Here is a 14,883-nt window from a genome sequence, read left to right on the forward strand (position 1 = left end):
CATAAGTATAATGATAAAATTATCTGTTTTCGCGGCAGCGCTAACGCTTGTCAGCATGCTTCAAAGCCCAATGGCGGTAGCATCTAATGAAGATGTGGCAGCCTCCCCTCAAATCACTTACTACACGTTAGAGCCTGACATCACAACCAACTATGTTACCCAAGGTAAACGGCTGGGTTATATTCGTCTCCAAGTGGATTTGATGATAAACAATCAAACCAACCTCACCAATATTGAGCACCACACCCCGCTTATTCGTGATGCGATTATTGATATTGTGAGTAAACAGCCAGAAGCAAAAATCAAATCACTTGCTGGCCGTGAAGAAATCCGCCGAGCTTGCCAAGATCAAGTCAATCGACTCCTGCTAGCAGAAACCCGCCAACAGCCCGTCGCTGAGCTGCTCTTTACTAAGTTTCTTTATCAATAAAAGAAAAGACAGTGAAATATCGTTAAAGCAAACTTTCCCCTTTAACGATATTGTCTTTCCATTATTGAGCACGCTTTGATGGGTTTACTTTAGCGTCAAATAACGCAATCACACAGCCTGAAATTAAGCCAAATAAATGCGCCATATTGGCAATCGACATTCCCATCGGCTCAGCAAATCCAATCACTAACCATACCAACATAAACACAACGTAAGAGCGGGCAATCACTAAACCGCGCTGTGGTGCCAGCCATCCCATCCACCAGATGTAGCCTAATAGCGCATACACCACACCAGATAAACCGCCGAAATTAGGCCCATCAAGCCAGAACTGACCAAAACCTGAAACTAATGAGGACAGTAAAAAAATCTGCACTAATTTAGCAGAACCACTATGACGTTCAATTTGCCCGCCCAGTAACCACCACCATAGGCAGTTAAAAATCACATGAATAGGAGAAAAATGCAGTAATGCGTGAGAGAAGTAACGCCATAATTCCCATTGATCGCCATTCATAAACGGGAAATGTAGCCACTCAAATAAGACCTGTTCAAAACCGAGTAACCATAAGCCATAAATCACCAATGATGCGACCATGACCAATAAGGTAAAAGGCCCTGCTTGAGCTTTAACCATATTGATCAAACTTGGATTACTGTAGTTAAACTTTGCGGTTCGGCTTTCAGCGACTTGCCAAGATGCCGCTTGATATTTTTTATTATTGGGGTCGAGTAAAAATGCATTAAGCTCAGCTTCTGCTTCAACAAGGTATTGCTCATCTGCCAACCATAATGCAAATTTACCTTCAGGCTCTGGCGCCATCGATATTTCGATACCTCGATAGGCCATATAATCGATAAAAGCTTGTGCCTGTCGTGGGTTATAAAATCCCGCTAAGCGATACATAATGATGACCTTTCTGTTCAAAAATAGAATCTGACTTAAGATCTATCATTATCGCGCGCTCGATACCACTGTAAAGCCTTTATGCTTCAATCACAGGTAATGCCGCACGACGCCAACCTTCAAAGCCACCATCTAAGCTATACACATTTTCATAACCTTGATTGATCAAATACTGTGCAGCGCCTTGACTACTGATACCGTGGTAGCACATCACAATCACCGGCTGCTCAAAGTCCACCTGATCCATCCAGCTAACCATGGTGTCATTGGTTAAATGAAACGCTTGCTCTGGGTGCGCTAGGGCAAATGACTGAGGATCGCGAATATCGACTAAAACTGCCTGACTATCCGTTTGTTGTAATAACTGATAGGCCTGCTCGACTGAGATATGTTGAAACTGTTCCATGATTTTCCTTTACCTGACTTGTTATTTTTATCATCGCATCGTGATCTACCAATGCTCAATAATATGATCCGCTAAACCTATACAAGATCCTTTTCACATGATCCTGACTTTTACTGCGGTATCTCATTATTAAACACAGTATACCTCAGCTTCTGGGGAATATATTCCACGCCAAAATCAGGGTTTATCCACACACAGGTATCTTATCGGCTCATGAAGTTTCAAATGAAGACAAAGGCTTGTCGATGATCATAACCTCAACACGAACACAAAGTAACCATCTGTGGAAAAAGCTGTGAATTGCGTTGATAATGTGTTTTAGCAACAAAGGATCCACTACATATAGTTAGGATCCGATCATAAACTGTGGATAACATGCTATTTAGTACACAACTATACCCACAATTGTGATGTTTATCTCATTATATTCAAGGTGATAGTCAACTAGCTCAATTGCGTTAGATCACTCTGTTTCTAAGCTCATTACGGATCCTCAGGCACAAAAAAGCCGACACTTAGGTCGGCTTCTCATCTTCACAATGCAAAGGATCAATAAAAATCGCCCACTGCATCTTTTAACTTTTTCATCGCATTTTTTTCTAACTGGCGAATACGCTCGGCAGAAACACCGTAATTATCGGCTAAATCTTGCAACGTTGATTTTTCATCATCTAACCAACGTGAACGTACGATATGCTGACTACGTTCATCAAGGCTCGCTAACGCCTGAGATAATCGATTGTTCGCATGATTTTCCCAGTTGTTTTCTTCATATGTTAATGCGACATCAGAGCTTTTATCTTCTAAATAGTAAGCTGGAGCAACCGGTGTGGTATCACGCTCATCATCGTCATTTTGCATTTCAAACGTAGGATCTTGCGCTGCGAGACGTGATTCCATTTCACGTACATCGGAAGGTTCAACCCCAAGCTGCTCTGCGACCATATTGACTTCATCATTATTAAACCAACCCAAGCGCTTTTTCGACTTACGTAGGTTAAAGAATAATTTACGTTGTGCCTTGGTCGTTGCAACTTTCACAATTCGCCAATTACGCAGTACATATTCATGGATCTCTGCTTTAATCCAATGCACAGCAAACGACACGAGTCGTACCCCAACTTCGGGGTTAAATCGTTTCACTGCCTTCATTAAACCAATATTGCCCTCTTGAATAAGATCGGCAATTGGTAGGCCATAACCAGAGTAACCACGAGCAATATGAACAACGAAGCGCAGATGCGACATTACTAATGCTTTCGCAGAATTAATATCATCATCGTAATGCAGACGTTCAGCTAACTCTTTCTCACGCTCAGGCGTAAGCATTGGATAACGATTAACAGTTTGGATATAACTATCTAAACTTTCCGTTGATACCAGAGCCATTGCAGACATCTCTTGTGACATTCAAAGACCTCGTATGTTTGTGCTATTTTTGTTCTATCGTAACGATAAATAAACGACAACGAACGTTACGTGAACATGCAATAATGCCTGTAAACATAGTTCAATTGCAAGCTCAAGCGCAAATGAATATGAATTACAGGCATCAATAATAAATAAAAATGATGTCGGAACTGAGAACAATACGTTACACAGGCTCGATCTCTTTTAGATGTCGACCAGCAGAAAGTCGTGCAGCCAACAAGCCTAAAAACGTAGCAAGCATAACCATAATTAAGCTTTCGTCCCAGCTCAATCCTATCATTCTAAAATTGCTTCCATAGAGGTTAGCAAGTTTCGCCACAGCTTCATCAAGCAGTAATGTCACAATCGCAGCTAAAATCCAAGCAATCACGGCCGCAATCAAACCATACCAAGCGCCAACATAAAGATAAGGGCGTAAAATATAACTGTCGGTAGCCCCCACCATTTTCATCACTTGAATTTCATCTTTATGGCTCAGTACTTGTAAACGTAATGTATTACCAACAATTAAGAACACAGCAAAGAGCATTAAACCTGACATCAATGCAGCTAACGTTACAGCAAGATCTTGAATAGCGGCTAAACGTTGTAGCCAATCACTATCTAAACGCACTTCATTAACTTGTGGCTCTTTACCTAATTTATCGGCTAGCGCACGGGCTTGTACATCGCCCTGCCAATCAGGTGCAGGCTTAACAATAACGACCGCAGGCAAAGGGTTATCTTTACTATCAAACAAACTCAATGCTTTCTCAAAGCCGCCGTGTTGACGGAATTCTTCTAATCCTTTGGCCGCCGAAATATATTGAACACTTTCAGCTTCAGGCCAGGTTTTGACAGTATCAGCAAAAGCTTGACCGTCACTGTCACTAACATCGCTATTCAAATACAACGTAATTTGGCTAGGGTTTTGCCAAGAATCGGCCACTACCGTGATATTTTTAGCCATTAGGTAGAAGGTACAAGGTAGCGTTAACGCAAATGCGAGTACTGCTAAGGTTAAAAAGTTACCTAGTGGGCGACGAAACATATCCTTTAATGCGGTACTTCCCTGCTGACGATGGATCGCAAAAAAGCCCGTAGATTTACGCGCCATGAGTAAGCTCCCTTAGATTTCCTTTTTGTAAATCAAAGCGACGATAGTTTCGACTCGCTAATAATGATGTATCGTGGGTTGCCATTAAAACGCTGACTCCAACACGATTAAATTCTTCAAACAAGCGTAGTACTTGTTGTGATAAATCCGCATCTAGGTTACCGGTCGGCTCATCAGCTAGCAGTAACATAGGTTTGTTAACAACAGCGCGGGCAATACCGACACGCTGTTGCTCACCGCCAGATAATTGGATAGGCAAACATTTTGCTTTATCCAATAATCCAACCTTATCAAGTGCCGCACAAACACGACGCTTAATCTCATTTTCCGAAACTTGTTCAACTCGCAGTGGTAACGCGACATTGTCGTAAACACTGCGATCCATTAACAATTTATGATCTTGGAAAATAATACCGATATTTCGGCGCAGAAAAGGGATCTGCTTATTTGGTAATCGCGTGATGTCATGACCGTTAAACCAGATCTGACCATCACTTGGTCGTTCTAAAGCACAAATTAATTTCAGCAGAGTACTTTTACCGGCACCAGAGTGACCAGTTAAAAAAGCCATGTCTGCTGGACGTAGATGAAAATCTACTTTCTGTAGGGCTTGCCTACCGCCACGATAAGCTTTACTTACCTGCTGAAATCGAATCACACTTTATTCCTCATCACTAAATAATGCTTCAATAAATTCTTCTGCAGCAAATGGACGGAGATCGTCAATACCTTCACCGACACCAATGTATCGAATCGGAATATTAAACTGATCTGCCACCGCAAAGATCACACCACCTTTCGCTGTACCATCTAATTTAGTGATCGTAATTCCTGATACAGGAGCAACATCACTGAACAATTTAGCTTGGCTAATGGCATTTTGACCAGTGCCCGCATCGACAGTTAGCATAATTTCATGAGGGGCATCAACGTCCACCTTTTTCATTACACGTACGATCTTACGCAGCTCTTCCATTAAGTTGCCTTTGTTTTGCAAACGGCCAGCAGTATCGGCAATAACCACATCAACATTCTTTGCTTTTGCCGATTCAATGGCATCAAAGATCACTGATGCGCTATCAGCGCCAGTGTGCTGGGCAACAACAGGAACGTTGTTTCGTTCACCCCAAACTTGTAACTGTTCAACAGCAGCAGCACGGAATGTATCACCTGCCGCTAACATCACAGATTTACCTTCCGCTTGGAATTGCTTAGCTAACTTACCGATAGTGGTCGTTTTACCCACTCCATTTACGCCGACCATTAAGATGACATAAGGCTTTTTGCTAGTATCGATAACCAAAGGTTGTTCGACTTTAGCTAACATGTCAGCTAGTTCATCTTTTAGTAAACCATAGAGGGCTTCACCGTCTTTAAGTTCCTTTTTTGATGCTTTATCGGTCAGATTTTCGATAATTTTCAGCGTGGTATCCATGCCGACATCTGCAATGAGTAGCTGTTCTTCCAGCTCTTCAAACAGCTCATCATCAATTTTCTTACCGCTAAATAAGCCAAAGAAACCCGCACCAAAATTGGTTTTGGTTTTCTTTAAGCCACGCATTAAGCGGGCAAAGAAGCCTTCCGATTTCGGTTTTTCTTGCTCTACAGGTTTTGCTATCTCTTCTTCCGTCGCTGATTCGGTTTCACTTGTTTCAACGTTTGTTGAAGCGATAGATTCTACAATCTCAGCGTTATCTATTGCATTAGAAGGCTCAAGAACATCAGAAGCTTCAGGCTCAATCGTTACAGTTTCTTCAATAACACTGCTTTTTTCAGCGTCATCTACTTGCAACGTCTTTGCCAATTCGACATCATCGGTCTTAGCAATCTTTTCTTGCTCTGCCGCAGCGCTTTCGTCAGTTTGAACATCGTTATTATGCTCAACTTTCGTCTTCGCCTCGTCAGAGGAATGTGTTGATTCAGGGCTATCAATAGCCCCATCCACTACTGATTGTTCAGTAGTTTGTTCCTTTTGAGCATCGTTATCTTCAGAGCTAAATCCGAGCCATGAAAATAAACCGCGTTTCTTTTTTTCTGCCATTGGCGAATCCTAGCGCTTGATTGGTACAATTTGCAGCCTAAAAACAGGTGTATACTATCATTTTCTTAACGGTCAAAAAAATCTATGACGCAGCGTAGACAACAAACAACTCGCAAACCACAAAATAATCGTCCTGGCGGGTTCGTTCGCATCATTAGCGGACAATGGCGTGGACGCAAATTACCCGTTCATGATGTCGAAGGACTACGTCCGACCACTGACCGTGTAAAAGAAACACTTTTCAACTGGTTAGCGCAAGACATTTATCAATCTAAATGCCTTGATCTGTTCGCTGGTAGCGGCGGTTTAAGTTTTGAAGCTCTTTCTCGTGGCGCTGAAAGCGTAACGATGCTTGAACTCGACAAAAAAGCCGCGAATCAATTAGAGCAAAACTTAAAAACCGTTGGGGCAAAAAATGCCACTGTGGTTAATGGTGACAGCTTAACGTTTTTGTCACAACAAGGACGTGCACATGATTTAGTCTTTATTGATCCCCCATTTAGAAAAGATCTTATTCAAGACGTGATCGCCGCATTAGAAAACAACGGCTGGCTTGCTCCCCATGCAATGATTTATATTGAAGCAGAAAAGGAATTGGGCAACCTGATAACGCCAAGCCATTGGCACCTACACCGTGAAAAAACGGCAGGACAGGTTTGCTACCGCTTATTTGCAAGAGAGGAACCATGAAGGCGCTAATACTTATCGCAAAACTTGCCATTGCCTTTGTTTGGCTGGTACTACTGATTAATATCGTTCACCCATTCCCTGGCGTTGCTGCTATGGCGTTATATATCATGACAGCGTTCTTGTTTATGATGCATGGCTTACAAATGCTGATATTTATTGGTGCATTTGGCGACAAAATTAACATGTCCGGTTGGGAAAAGTGGTCCATTTTAATTTTTGGTATCTTCGCCCTGCTTGATATCCGCCGTAAGCATATGATGTAACCAAATTAAAGATAATAAAAAAGCGAACCATAGGGTTCGCTTTTTTTGTTGCATCACCTCATTACCGATAGTCTGGGTAATAACATGCGTGAATAACAAAGTGAGTGCTATCGACACCGAATCTTTATGGTTGTTGTTGGTGTTGGTGTTAATGCTAACAACAGCTCACTTACCGGAAATAAACAATAAAATGAAAAGTTAACCACTATTACGTAAACGTAATAATTAAAATGGGGTGTTGCTTGCCGATATCTGCGGCTTATTTATCAGCAGCAGACAGTAGCTTTTCAGCAAAGGTAAGTTGTGATGCTGATTGTGTGAATACCACACCTGAGTGTGAACGCTCTGCAGTACCTTGTTTTTGGTAGTGCGCCGCATTCATAGTGCTAGCCGCTGCTTTTTGAAATTGAACATTACCTGTGAACGCACCATCTTTTGCTGAAGCGTTGTAAGACATAGCGATGATAGCGGCTGCGATAGTTGCTTTAATAACTGTTTTCATGAGTAATAAAACCTTGTGTCTTTATGTTTGTGAACGCCTTGTGCGTTTCGATGGATGCATTATCAATAATTACACCAAAAACAACAATACAATAAAAACACAAAAGATTATTACCAATAAGCAATAATAAAAGAGAAGGTCGTGAAGTACTTAATAGCGGAATAGGTAAGACGAGGAAATTAAACAATAAAAAGATGATTCGGAATAACCATCTATCAAGAAGGGATACGCATTAAAGAATGGGGTTAAAGACGGTTGGGTTTTCTTATTATTTGCACGTTGATTTGATACTTATTTTCTACCTCGATTAAGGCTCTTGATCGCGGTCGCATTGGCAATTCCAACACAGTTCAAATTGTCCTTGATTCACTTCACCGCACTGCGAACAATGCCAATCATGATAATCAGTGCGTTTATAATCACTGACAATCCCTTGTGCGCGTTGCCATTGCCATTGCTCAACCCATACTTTCACTTCAACAACATTCGCTGGAAGCTCTCCCATCGCAGCACCTAACGCCTCACCCGTTAACCGTGCATTAACTCCCTCACTTTCTAATAACCCTTTCACGCTGTGCGCTTCCAAGCTATTACAAGCGCTATAGATACACTGCCATTGCTCTGACATAGATAACTCCTCAAATGACAGGCTATAAAACGAGTACTGAGCCAACAAATAAACCTTGAGCAATAAAGTACGTCGACATAATGATTGCCGTTGCGGCACCGAACTCACCCTTAAAACGATTAACAGCCAAGGTAAGATCTGATAGCACAAATAAAATAGCGCCAACGACGGTAAATAGTGCGGCTTGGCTATGGGACAACAACCAATACTGCCCAGCAGCAAAGATCATCGCCATAATAATGAGTATATAGAAAGCAACTGGCGTTTGTAGTGGTGCTAGAGAAGGTAACAACAGTAAGAAAACGACAATACCGATGGCTAGACAAAGCGCAAGTAACCACCAACTTATTGTTCCTTGCCATTGACTGGCAAATGCGACGGTAAAAGCAATATGAGCAAGAAAAAAGCTCATCAGGCCAGCGAAAAAGCGATCTGTTGGCAACATTAAGTAAATATCACCAATGATTGAAAAGCAAAGCCCTACAACAATTGCCCAGTAATAAAAACTGGGAGCACCGATCCATACGCATTGTATGACCATCAACATAACCGTTAACGGTTTACTGACATAGTAAAGCCAGCGTGGTCCTCGATAAGCAGCAGTAATGTGCAATACCGCTAAAAATATAATACATAACCACATAATCAGACATTCACTACGATTTTAAATACACTCTTTGTAAAGGTGAGCAAATATTATTGTATTTGCCATCTCAATAATCAGAAATGGCGTACAACCACCTCATAACAGCCCTCAACACACCTTTGATAGATTGTAAAAGCAACCGTTTACCTCTTATGCAAAGCTATTTTATTAATTTTTTATCACTTTATATCCACAAAATACATCACCGCTTCAAGAAGACTATAAAGACAACAAAAAAAACACCTATAAAACATAAAGATAAGAAATAAAATCATGCTATAACCGTAATTTTTCACGCATATTACTTTGGTGAATAAACCACCAAAAAATAAAAACACAATCCAAATAGGCGTTTGGGTAATAATAAACACCAAAAACGACTGATTTAGTTATAAAAAAACAAATATCACTACAGAAAAGTTAGAATAAATTAAAGGACAAAAGACTAGACAACATAAACACTTATTTTGATAAATAAAGAATTCACCATCACAATGAAAAACAAAATAACAAATAAAAATCAATAATATAAAACCAAAAAACAACAAAACCAAACAAAAACACCCTGCGTAAAAAAACAATAAACTTCTCTTTTTCGTCCATTTAAAAGCTTTATCTTGATTTTAAAATGTTTTTATCTAAGTTTTTCACCACCCTCAATTGCCAAAGCAGCTAAAAAAATGTTATTCTTTTTGTCAAGAAAAAAAACAACCACTAAAAAAGGATAATAAAATAATGACACCTTCACAAAAACAAGGGCTTATGATGATTGCGGTTGTTGTAGGCCTAATGACATTGCCAGTTCTTTACTAAAAGAATTATCAATTTCAAAAAAATAGCGCCTATTGGCGCCATTTTTTTATCTACATCACAAAATGTTAAGATTCGTATTAAATTCCTACAATTTTTGATTTTTAAATAAAAGAAAACCCGACGCATTACTGCACCGGGCCTAATAAGAAAATCTAAGATTTAACGCTTACAACTTAATATGGTGCCAATTCACGCTATAAAACCATATTGCCGCAAGCGTAAAGCCACATAATAATGTAATCGCCACTCCCCATACCAAGCGACTACTTCGCGGGGCTAGCTCTTTTTCACACCAATTACATAACTTGATAAATTCATCACTCGAATCAACTAATGTATCTGATGAAGTAAATTGTTTATTTAATTCAGCAACCTTATCCAGCTTAATTAGCACATCATGTGGTAGGCGATCTTCACAACTGATTATTAATTGCTGAAGATCAGAACCTTTCGCGTGATAATGCTGACGTAATAAATCTTCAATACGGCGAGAACGATCAATCACTTGCTCAATATCAATCATGAGCCCACTCCTTGTTGATGCTATACCTTTACCTTACAACTAAAGTGCCAATATGCAAGATAAGTAACATAAAATTTACTTCATTTTGTCGCGTATAGATCACGCTTTTCTATCCATTGATTAGTGATATCTCACTGATTGTGAATAATAGCCATGAAACTGTCTTTCATCGTTCAAGGAGTTAGTGTTATGCCAACAGGGATCATCGTGGCAATTTGCATTCTATTTATCTTCTCATTTGGTTATTTTATTTTTAGCTATCGTCGACATACGCTGGGGCTTGGCGCGCCAGAGAAAAAACTCGACGTTATGATCCTCGATAAACAGAGCAATAAAATCATCGGCGCTCAAGCGGGTGAAGAAGATGAAGAATATTGGATTTATGTTGAGCCTATATCAGGAGGGCCAAAGCGTGAATTTATGGTAGGTATCCACTATTACCATGCTTTAAACCCGGGAGATAAAGGCACTATGACCTATCGTGGACAGCAGTTTATTCACTTTGCCTTACAACGTGATTAACTATTTAAAGCGCCAATATGATGCAATAAAAAAGCCTGACAACGTCAGGCTTTTTTATTTTATGGTACCAACCAAGCGGTTTTCGGGCTGCGGCTTAACAGCCAACTCGCTCCTAACGCTAGTCCACCCGCTATCACTGTCCAAACTGGGATAGCAATCAGAGGATTCGCAAAATACCAATCATAATTTCGCAATGGCCATAAGAAAATAGGGTGGAGCAAATACACCCCTAAGCTATAGCGGCTCAGTACTGCTAATCGAGAACGCGCACTCTCACTAAATTTATCAAACATGTAACGACACAAAACGAAGACACCTGCGGCCGCTATTGCTGTATTCAGGGTTTTATATGATAACCAACGACCAATTTTATATTCGCCAGCCGTTAAACTATGGCTCACTACCATATAATCTGTCACCAACAAGGCCACAATTGCTAAAGGAATAAGCCACTTCATCGCAGGCCAATGATATTTGTACAGACAGTAGCCTAGCACTAAATAGCCACTGTATAGGAGGTAAGTCTCACTCCATAAACCATCAATGTGGTACAAGTACGAACCTGTGATCACCAGCCATACCATCACCACCCCTTTCACTTGTCCTGGCTCCATACGTTGAACCGCCCATTGATAAAAAGGGACAATGACATATAAAGGAATGAAGTAGTAAAAGAAACCTAGGTGGTAATAAGTTTCATGAAAAGGCAGATCTGTCAGTAGCTTCCAACTGGTCGAAAAGTTTGTGCCAGAGGCAGAAAAAGCCGAGAAGAAAGCGTAAAAAACAGACCACACAACAAATGGAATCAAAACCTTACCGACACGACGCTTGAAATAATAGCGCCCTTCAAATGGACGTTCATCGCTGAGCATTAACGCCCCTGTGATCATAATGAATACAGGTACAGCCCAACGACTAAAACTGTTAAAAGTAATCGCGGTGATCCATTCCCAGTTAGGTATTTGCCCTAATTGTTCTCGATACGGCCCTAAAACATGGATCACAACTACAGCAATGGCCGCAACCACCCGCAGAAGATCAAAATACCCAACCTTTTCTCTCATTACCTATCCCTCTGATACAAAAAAGAGAAGTTATTAATATCACTGATACCAATAACTTCTCTTTAAATATAACAGGGGATCAATAACATGTATTGAATAAGCGTGTCTTTTTAACATTACTCACAACACGCTGACATTGCCCCCTTCAGCGACAACGCATTATGGTTGTTGGCGCGTAGCGGCAAGCACAATTTCACGAATACATAAATTCTGAGGTTGGTTGTATGCATAGCTAATCGCATTCGCAATATCTTGTGGTGCAATCACCCCACCCATACCTTCTTTCCACTCTTCATAGCCAGCTTTAATCGCGTCACTACTGGTATGGCTTAGTAATTCAGTTTCAACAGCACCTGGTGCGATAGTAATAAAGCGAACATTATCGTCAGCGACTTCTTCACGGATATTTTCAGTGATCGCGTGAACAGCAAATTTAGTTCCGCAATAAGCCGCATGATTAGGGAAGGTTTTACGTCCAGCAATAGAGCTAATGTTAATCACTGTACCGTGTTTACGCGCTTTCATGCCTGCCAATACGACGTGAATGCCGTTTAGCATACCCATCACATTAACATTGAACATCGTCTGCCATTCTGCTGGATCTTGTTCATCAGCAAGGCCAAGTAGCATCATGCCAGCATTGTTAATTAAACAATCAACAGAACCAAACTTTTCTTCCGCTTCAGCAACCGCAGCTTGAATTGCTTGCGCATCAGTCACATCGACTGCTCGACACAGTGTATTCGGTAAGTTCATTGCTTCCATGCGTTCTACACGACGCGCAAGTAATAATAATGGGTAACCTTCTGCAGACAATTGACGTGCTGTTGCTTCACCAATACCCGAACTTGCACCTGTAATAACAACTAAAGATTTAGACATAAGACTTTCCTACTCTGGTAATTCGAAAAATATTCAACAGGCCGGCATGTTGTTGATGCATTCACTATAGGTCGAATTGAGAGAAGTGAAAAATATCGATTTCTTAGGTTTATCATCAAAAAAAATTATGGATAAGAGCTTTTTTTATTACTTTTTTTGTTGGCTTTTCTTATCCAAATGAAAGGTTTTTTATGCAACAAAAAACATAGCTTTAACAAATAGTTAAAAATCCCGCGTTAAAACACATTTAAAAGTCTTATTTATTACTCATTTACAATTAGAAACAATTTAACATTGATTTCACAACATTTTGCGATATAACATCTCATTCACAAAAGCAGTACCCATTGATGGGATTAAAACTATATTGGAGGTAGTGATGCATTCATCAGCTTCACAACAACAACCACAACCTAAGAAAACACTTTTTACTCGTTTTCTTGATACCGTCGAATGGTTAGGTAACTTATTACCTCACCCAATCACACTCTTCGCTATCTTCTGTGTCGCGATTTTAGTTGCCTCTGGCATTGCAGGCTATTTCGGTGTTTCTGTTGCCGATCCTCGACCAGAAGGCGCGGCAGGTCGTGCTACAGACGGTATGATCCACGTGGTCAGCCTATTAAATGCTGAAGGCTTGCAACTTATCGTGGCAAACCTTGTGAAAAACTTCACTGGCTTTGCCCCACTAGGTACCGTACTGGTTGCCATGTTAGGTGTCGCGATTGCTGAACACTCAGGCCTACTTTCTTCGGCGATGCGTGGTTTAGTAATGGGCGCATCTCGTCGTATGGTAACGCTGGTTGTAGTATTTGCCGGTATTATCTCTAACACCGCCTCTGAACTTGGCTACGTGGTACTTATTCCACTTGCGGCAATGCTATTCCACTCGCTAGGTCGTCACCCATTAGCAGGTCTTGCTGCCGCTTTTGCTGGTGTATCAGGTGGTTACAGTGCGAACTTACTACTAGGTACGGTTGATCCACTGCTATCGGGTATTACCCAAACTGCAGCACAGATGATCGATCCTAATTACATTGTTGGCCCAGAAGTGAACTGGTACTTCATGTTTGCTTCAACCTTTGCTATCACCATCATGGGTGCATTCGTTACTGAGAAAATCGTTGAACCAAAATTGGGCAAATACGATGCCTCTGAAGCCAGTGATGATTTAAGCCAAGATAAAATGGGCAAACTGACTGCGCTTGAAAAGAAAGGTTTGAAAGCGGCTGGTCTTGCTGCACTGGTTGTTGCAGCACTACTAGCACTGACGATTGTGCCTGCTGACGGTATTTTACGTAATCCACAAACAGGTTTAGTGGCAGGCTCTCCGTTCCTTAAAGGTATTGTGGCATTTATCTTCGTGTTCTTCGCCATCCCAGGTTTTGTCTACGGTAAAGTAGTAGGCACAATGAAGAACGACCGTGATGTGATCAACGCGATGTCTGTGTCAATGTCATCAATGGGTATGTACATTGTACTGGTGTTCTTCGCAGCCCAATTCGTGGCGTTCTTTAAGTGGACTAACTTCGGTCAAGTGTTCGCAGTTGGTGGTGCAGATTTCCTACAGTCTATTGGTCTAACAGGTCCTGCGCTGTTCTTCGCCTTCATCCTAATGTGTGGCTTTATCAACCTAATGATTGGTTCGGCATCAGCACAGTGGGCGGTAACCGCACCTATCTTTATTCCAATGTTAATGCTGGTAGGTTACGCGCCTGAAACAATTCAAGCGGCATACCGTATCGGTGATTCTGTTACCAACATCATCACCCCTATGATGAGCTACTTCGGTATGATCTTAGCGGTAGCCACTCGCTACCAGAAGAACCTTGGTTTAGGTACGCTAATTTCAACTATGCTACCTTACTCGATTGTATTCGTGATTGGCTGGAGCATCATGTTCTATGTTTGGGTGTTCGTTCTGGGTATCCCAGTCGGCCCAGGTGCTAATACTTACTACAACATCGCAGGTTAACCTGTAATCCCCCTTTAGCCGGACACCATGTCCGGCTTTTTTGTGCCTGTTTTCCCGCTTATTC

The 14,883-nt window shown here is 41.1% G+C and carries 17 protein-coding genes; 5 read left to right on the forward strand and 12 right to left on the reverse strand.

Annotated features, from left to right (window positions below; all coding sequences use genetic code 11):
* Nucleotides 1-10 precede the first annotated feature (10 nt).
* Entirely contained in the window at nt 11-430 is a 420-nt protein-coding gene (locus BTO08_RS12690; RefSeq protein ID WP_105061176.1) for a flagellar basal body-associated protein FliL, read from the forward strand.
* 61 nt (nt 431-491) lie between these two features.
* Here BTO08_RS12690 and glpG read toward each other — a convergent pair whose 3' ends face one another.
* From glpG to ftsY, 6 genes are all read right to left on the reverse strand, one after another.
* Complete coding sequence (gene glpG, locus BTO08_RS12695; protein WP_105061177.1) at nt 492-1,337, reverse strand: rhomboid family intramembrane serine protease GlpG; 846 nt, start codon at nt 1,335-1,337, stop codon at nt 492-494.
* A 79-nt stretch (nt 1,338-1,416) separates the two neighbouring features.
* Nucleotides 1,417-1,743 carry a thiosulfate sulfurtransferase GlpE gene (gene glpE, locus BTO08_RS12700; RefSeq protein ID WP_105061178.1) on the reverse strand — a complete coding sequence of 109 codons (327 nt, stop codon included), beginning with the start codon at nt 1,741-1,743 and terminating at the stop codon, nt 1,417-1,419.
* Nucleotides 1,744-2,292: 549 nt separating this feature from the next.
* A complete protein-coding gene (gene rpoH / locus BTO08_RS12705) occupies nt 2,293-3,153 on the reverse strand; it encodes an RNA polymerase sigma factor RpoH (protein ID WP_105061179.1) in 861 nt (286 codons plus the stop codon).
* 184 nt (nt 3,154-3,337) lie between these two features.
* Complete coding sequence (ftsX, locus tag BTO08_RS12710; protein WP_105061180.1) at nt 3,338-4,270, reverse strand: permease-like cell division protein FtsX; 933 nt, start codon at nt 4,268-4,270, stop codon at nt 3,338-3,340.
* A complete protein-coding gene (ftsE, locus tag BTO08_RS12715) occupies nt 4,260-4,928 on the reverse strand; it encodes a cell division ATP-binding protein FtsE (RefSeq protein ID WP_006647648.1) in 669 nt (222 codons plus the stop codon). The genes ftsX and ftsE overlap by 11 nt, the downstream gene beginning before the upstream one ends.
* Before the next feature lie 3 nt (nt 4,929-4,931).
* Nucleotides 4,932-6,311: a signal recognition particle-docking protein FtsY gene (gene ftsY, locus BTO08_RS12720; protein WP_105061181.1), complete on the reverse strand. Its 1,380-nt coding sequence runs from the start codon at nt 6,309-6,311 to the stop codon at nt 4,932-4,934.
* A gap of 84 nt (nt 6,312-6,395) precedes the next feature.
* Here ftsY and rsmD point away from each other — a divergent pair, with 84 nt between their 5' ends.
* Nucleotides 6,396-7,001 carry a 16S rRNA (guanine(966)-N(2))-methyltransferase RsmD gene (gene rsmD, locus BTO08_RS12725; RefSeq protein ID WP_005372034.1) on the forward strand — a complete coding sequence of 202 codons (606 nt, stop codon included), beginning with the start codon at nt 6,396-6,398 and terminating at the stop codon, nt 6,999-7,001.
* Nucleotides 6,998-7,264, forward strand: a complete 267-nt coding sequence (locus tag BTO08_RS12730; RefSeq protein ID WP_005372036.1) for a DUF1145 domain-containing protein — start codon at nt 6,998-7,000, stop codon at nt 7,262-7,264. Before rsmD ends, BTO08_RS12730 begins: the two co-directional genes overlap by 4 nt.
* A 259-nt stretch (nt 7,265-7,523) precedes the next feature.
* Here the strand turns inward: BTO08_RS12730 and BTO08_RS12735 are convergent, their stop codons facing one another.
* The 4 genes from BTO08_RS12735 to BTO08_RS12755 all read right to left on the reverse strand — a co-directional run bounded on the left by BTO08_RS12735 (nt 7,524) and on the right by BTO08_RS12755 (nt 10,376).
* Nucleotides 7,524-7,766 carry a hypothetical protein gene (locus BTO08_RS12735; RefSeq protein WP_045085049.1) on the reverse strand — a complete coding sequence of 81 codons (243 nt, stop codon included), beginning with the start codon at nt 7,764-7,766 and terminating at the stop codon, nt 7,524-7,526.
* Nucleotides 7,767-8,073: 307 nt separating this feature from the next.
* Complete coding sequence (locus tag BTO08_RS12740) at nt 8,074-8,394, reverse strand: DUF2007 domain-containing protein (RefSeq protein WP_005372049.1); 321 nt, start codon at nt 8,392-8,394, stop codon at nt 8,074-8,076.
* A 22-nt stretch (nt 8,395-8,416) separates the two neighbouring features.
* Nucleotides 8,417-9,037: a lysoplasmalogenase gene (locus BTO08_RS12745; protein WP_105061182.1), complete on the reverse strand. Its 621-nt coding sequence runs from the start codon at nt 9,035-9,037 to the stop codon at nt 8,417-8,419.
* Nucleotides 9,038-10,019: 982 nt separating this feature from the next.
* Nucleotides 10,020-10,376: a hypothetical protein gene (locus BTO08_RS12755; RefSeq protein WP_005372055.1), complete on the reverse strand. Its 357-nt coding sequence runs from the start codon at nt 10,374-10,376 to the stop codon at nt 10,020-10,022.
* 189 nt (nt 10,377-10,565) lie between these two features.
* Here BTO08_RS12755 and BTO08_RS12760 point away from each other — a divergent pair, with 189 nt between their 5' ends.
* Nucleotides 10,566-10,898: a DUF2500 domain-containing protein gene (locus BTO08_RS12760; protein ID WP_005372057.1), complete on the forward strand. Its 333-nt coding sequence runs from the start codon at nt 10,566-10,568 to the stop codon at nt 10,896-10,898.
* A 59-nt stretch (nt 10,899-10,957) separates the two neighbouring features.
* Here the strand turns inward: BTO08_RS12760 and BTO08_RS12765 are convergent, their stop codons facing one another.
* A complete protein-coding gene (locus BTO08_RS12765; protein WP_105061183.1) occupies nt 10,958-11,962 on the reverse strand; it encodes an acyltransferase in 1,005 nt (334 codons plus the stop codon).
* A gap of 159 nt (nt 11,963-12,121) precedes the next feature.
* A complete protein-coding gene (locus BTO08_RS12770) occupies nt 12,122-12,844 on the reverse strand; it encodes an SDR family oxidoreductase (RefSeq protein WP_105061184.1) in 723 nt (240 codons plus the stop codon).
* Nucleotides 12,845-13,223: 379 nt separating this feature from the next.
* On the opposite strand from BTO08_RS12770, the gene BTO08_RS12775 reads away from it, so the two are divergent.
* The gene (locus tag BTO08_RS12775; RefSeq protein ID WP_105061185.1) at nt 13,224-14,819 is read left to right on the forward strand and encodes an AbgT family transporter; all 1,596 of its coding nucleotides are present in this window, start codon (nt 13,224-13,226) and stop codon (nt 14,817-14,819) included.
* Nucleotides 14,820-14,883 lie beyond the last annotated feature (64 nt).

It is taken from the genome of Photobacterium angustum, from assembly GCF_002954615.1.
Classification (GTDB): domain Bacteria; phylum Pseudomonadota; class Gammaproteobacteria; order Enterobacterales; family Vibrionaceae; genus Photobacterium; species Photobacterium angustum_A.

What these genes read in the sequence shown, in the direction of transcription:
- BTO08_RS12730 (WP_005372036.1), top strand. Translation starts at nt 6,998, where the DNA reads ATGAAGGCGCTAATACTTATCGCAAAACTTGCCATTGCCTTTGTTTGG.
- BTO08_RS12775 (WP_105061185.1), top strand. Translation starts at nt 13,224, where the DNA reads ATGCATTCATCAGCTTCACAACAACAACCACAACCTAAGAAAACACTT.
- BTO08_RS12740 (WP_005372049.1), bottom strand. Translation starts at nt 8,394, where the DNA reads ATGTCAGAGCAATGGCAGTGTATCTATAGCGCTTGTAATAGCTTGGAA.
- BTO08_RS12735 (WP_045085049.1), bottom strand. Translation starts at nt 7,766, where the DNA reads ATGAAAACAGTTATTAAAGCAACTATCGCAGCCGCTATCATCGCTATG.
- BTO08_RS12765 (WP_105061183.1), bottom strand. Translation starts at nt 11,962, where the DNA reads ATGAGAGAAAAGGTTGGGTATTTTGATCTTCTGCGGGTGGTTGCGGCC.
- BTO08_RS12755 (WP_005372055.1), bottom strand. Translation starts at nt 10,376, where the DNA reads ATGATTGATATTGAGCAAGTGATTGATCGTTCTCGCCGTATTGAAGAT.
- BTO08_RS12760 (WP_005372057.1), top strand. Translation starts at nt 10,566, where the DNA reads ATGCCAACAGGGATCATCGTGGCAATTTGCATTCTATTTATCTTCTCA.
- BTO08_RS12745 (WP_105061182.1), bottom strand. Translation starts at nt 9,037, where the DNA reads ATGTGGTTATGTATTATATTTTTAGCGGTATTGCACATTACTGCTGCT.
- BTO08_RS12690 (WP_105061176.1), top strand. Translation starts at nt 11, where the DNA reads ATGATAAAATTATCTGTTTTCGCGGCAGCGCTAACGCTTGTCAGCATG.
- rpoH (WP_105061179.1), bottom strand. Translation starts at nt 3,153, where the DNA reads ATGTCACAAGAGATGTCTGCAATGGCTCTGGTATCAACGGAAAGTTTA.
- ftsX (WP_105061180.1), bottom strand. Translation starts at nt 4,270, where the DNA reads ATGGCGCGTAAATCTACGGGCTTTTTTGCGATCCATCGTCAGCAGGGA.
- rsmD (WP_005372034.1), top strand. Translation starts at nt 6,396, where the DNA reads ATGACGCAGCGTAGACAACAAACAACTCGCAAACCACAAAATAATCGT.
- BTO08_RS12770 (WP_105061184.1), bottom strand. Translation starts at nt 12,844, where the DNA reads ATGTCTAAATCTTTAGTTGTTATTACAGGTGCAAGTTCGGGTATTGGT.
- glpE (WP_105061178.1), bottom strand. Translation starts at nt 1,743, where the DNA reads ATGGAACAGTTTCAACATATCTCAGTCGAGCAGGCCTATCAGTTATTA.
- glpG (WP_105061177.1), bottom strand. Translation starts at nt 1,337, where the DNA reads ATGTATCGCTTAGCGGGATTTTATAACCCACGACAGGCACAAGCTTTT.
- ftsY (WP_105061181.1), bottom strand. Translation starts at nt 6,311, where the DNA reads ATGGCAGAAAAAAAGAAACGCGGTTTATTTTCATGGCTCGGATTTAGC.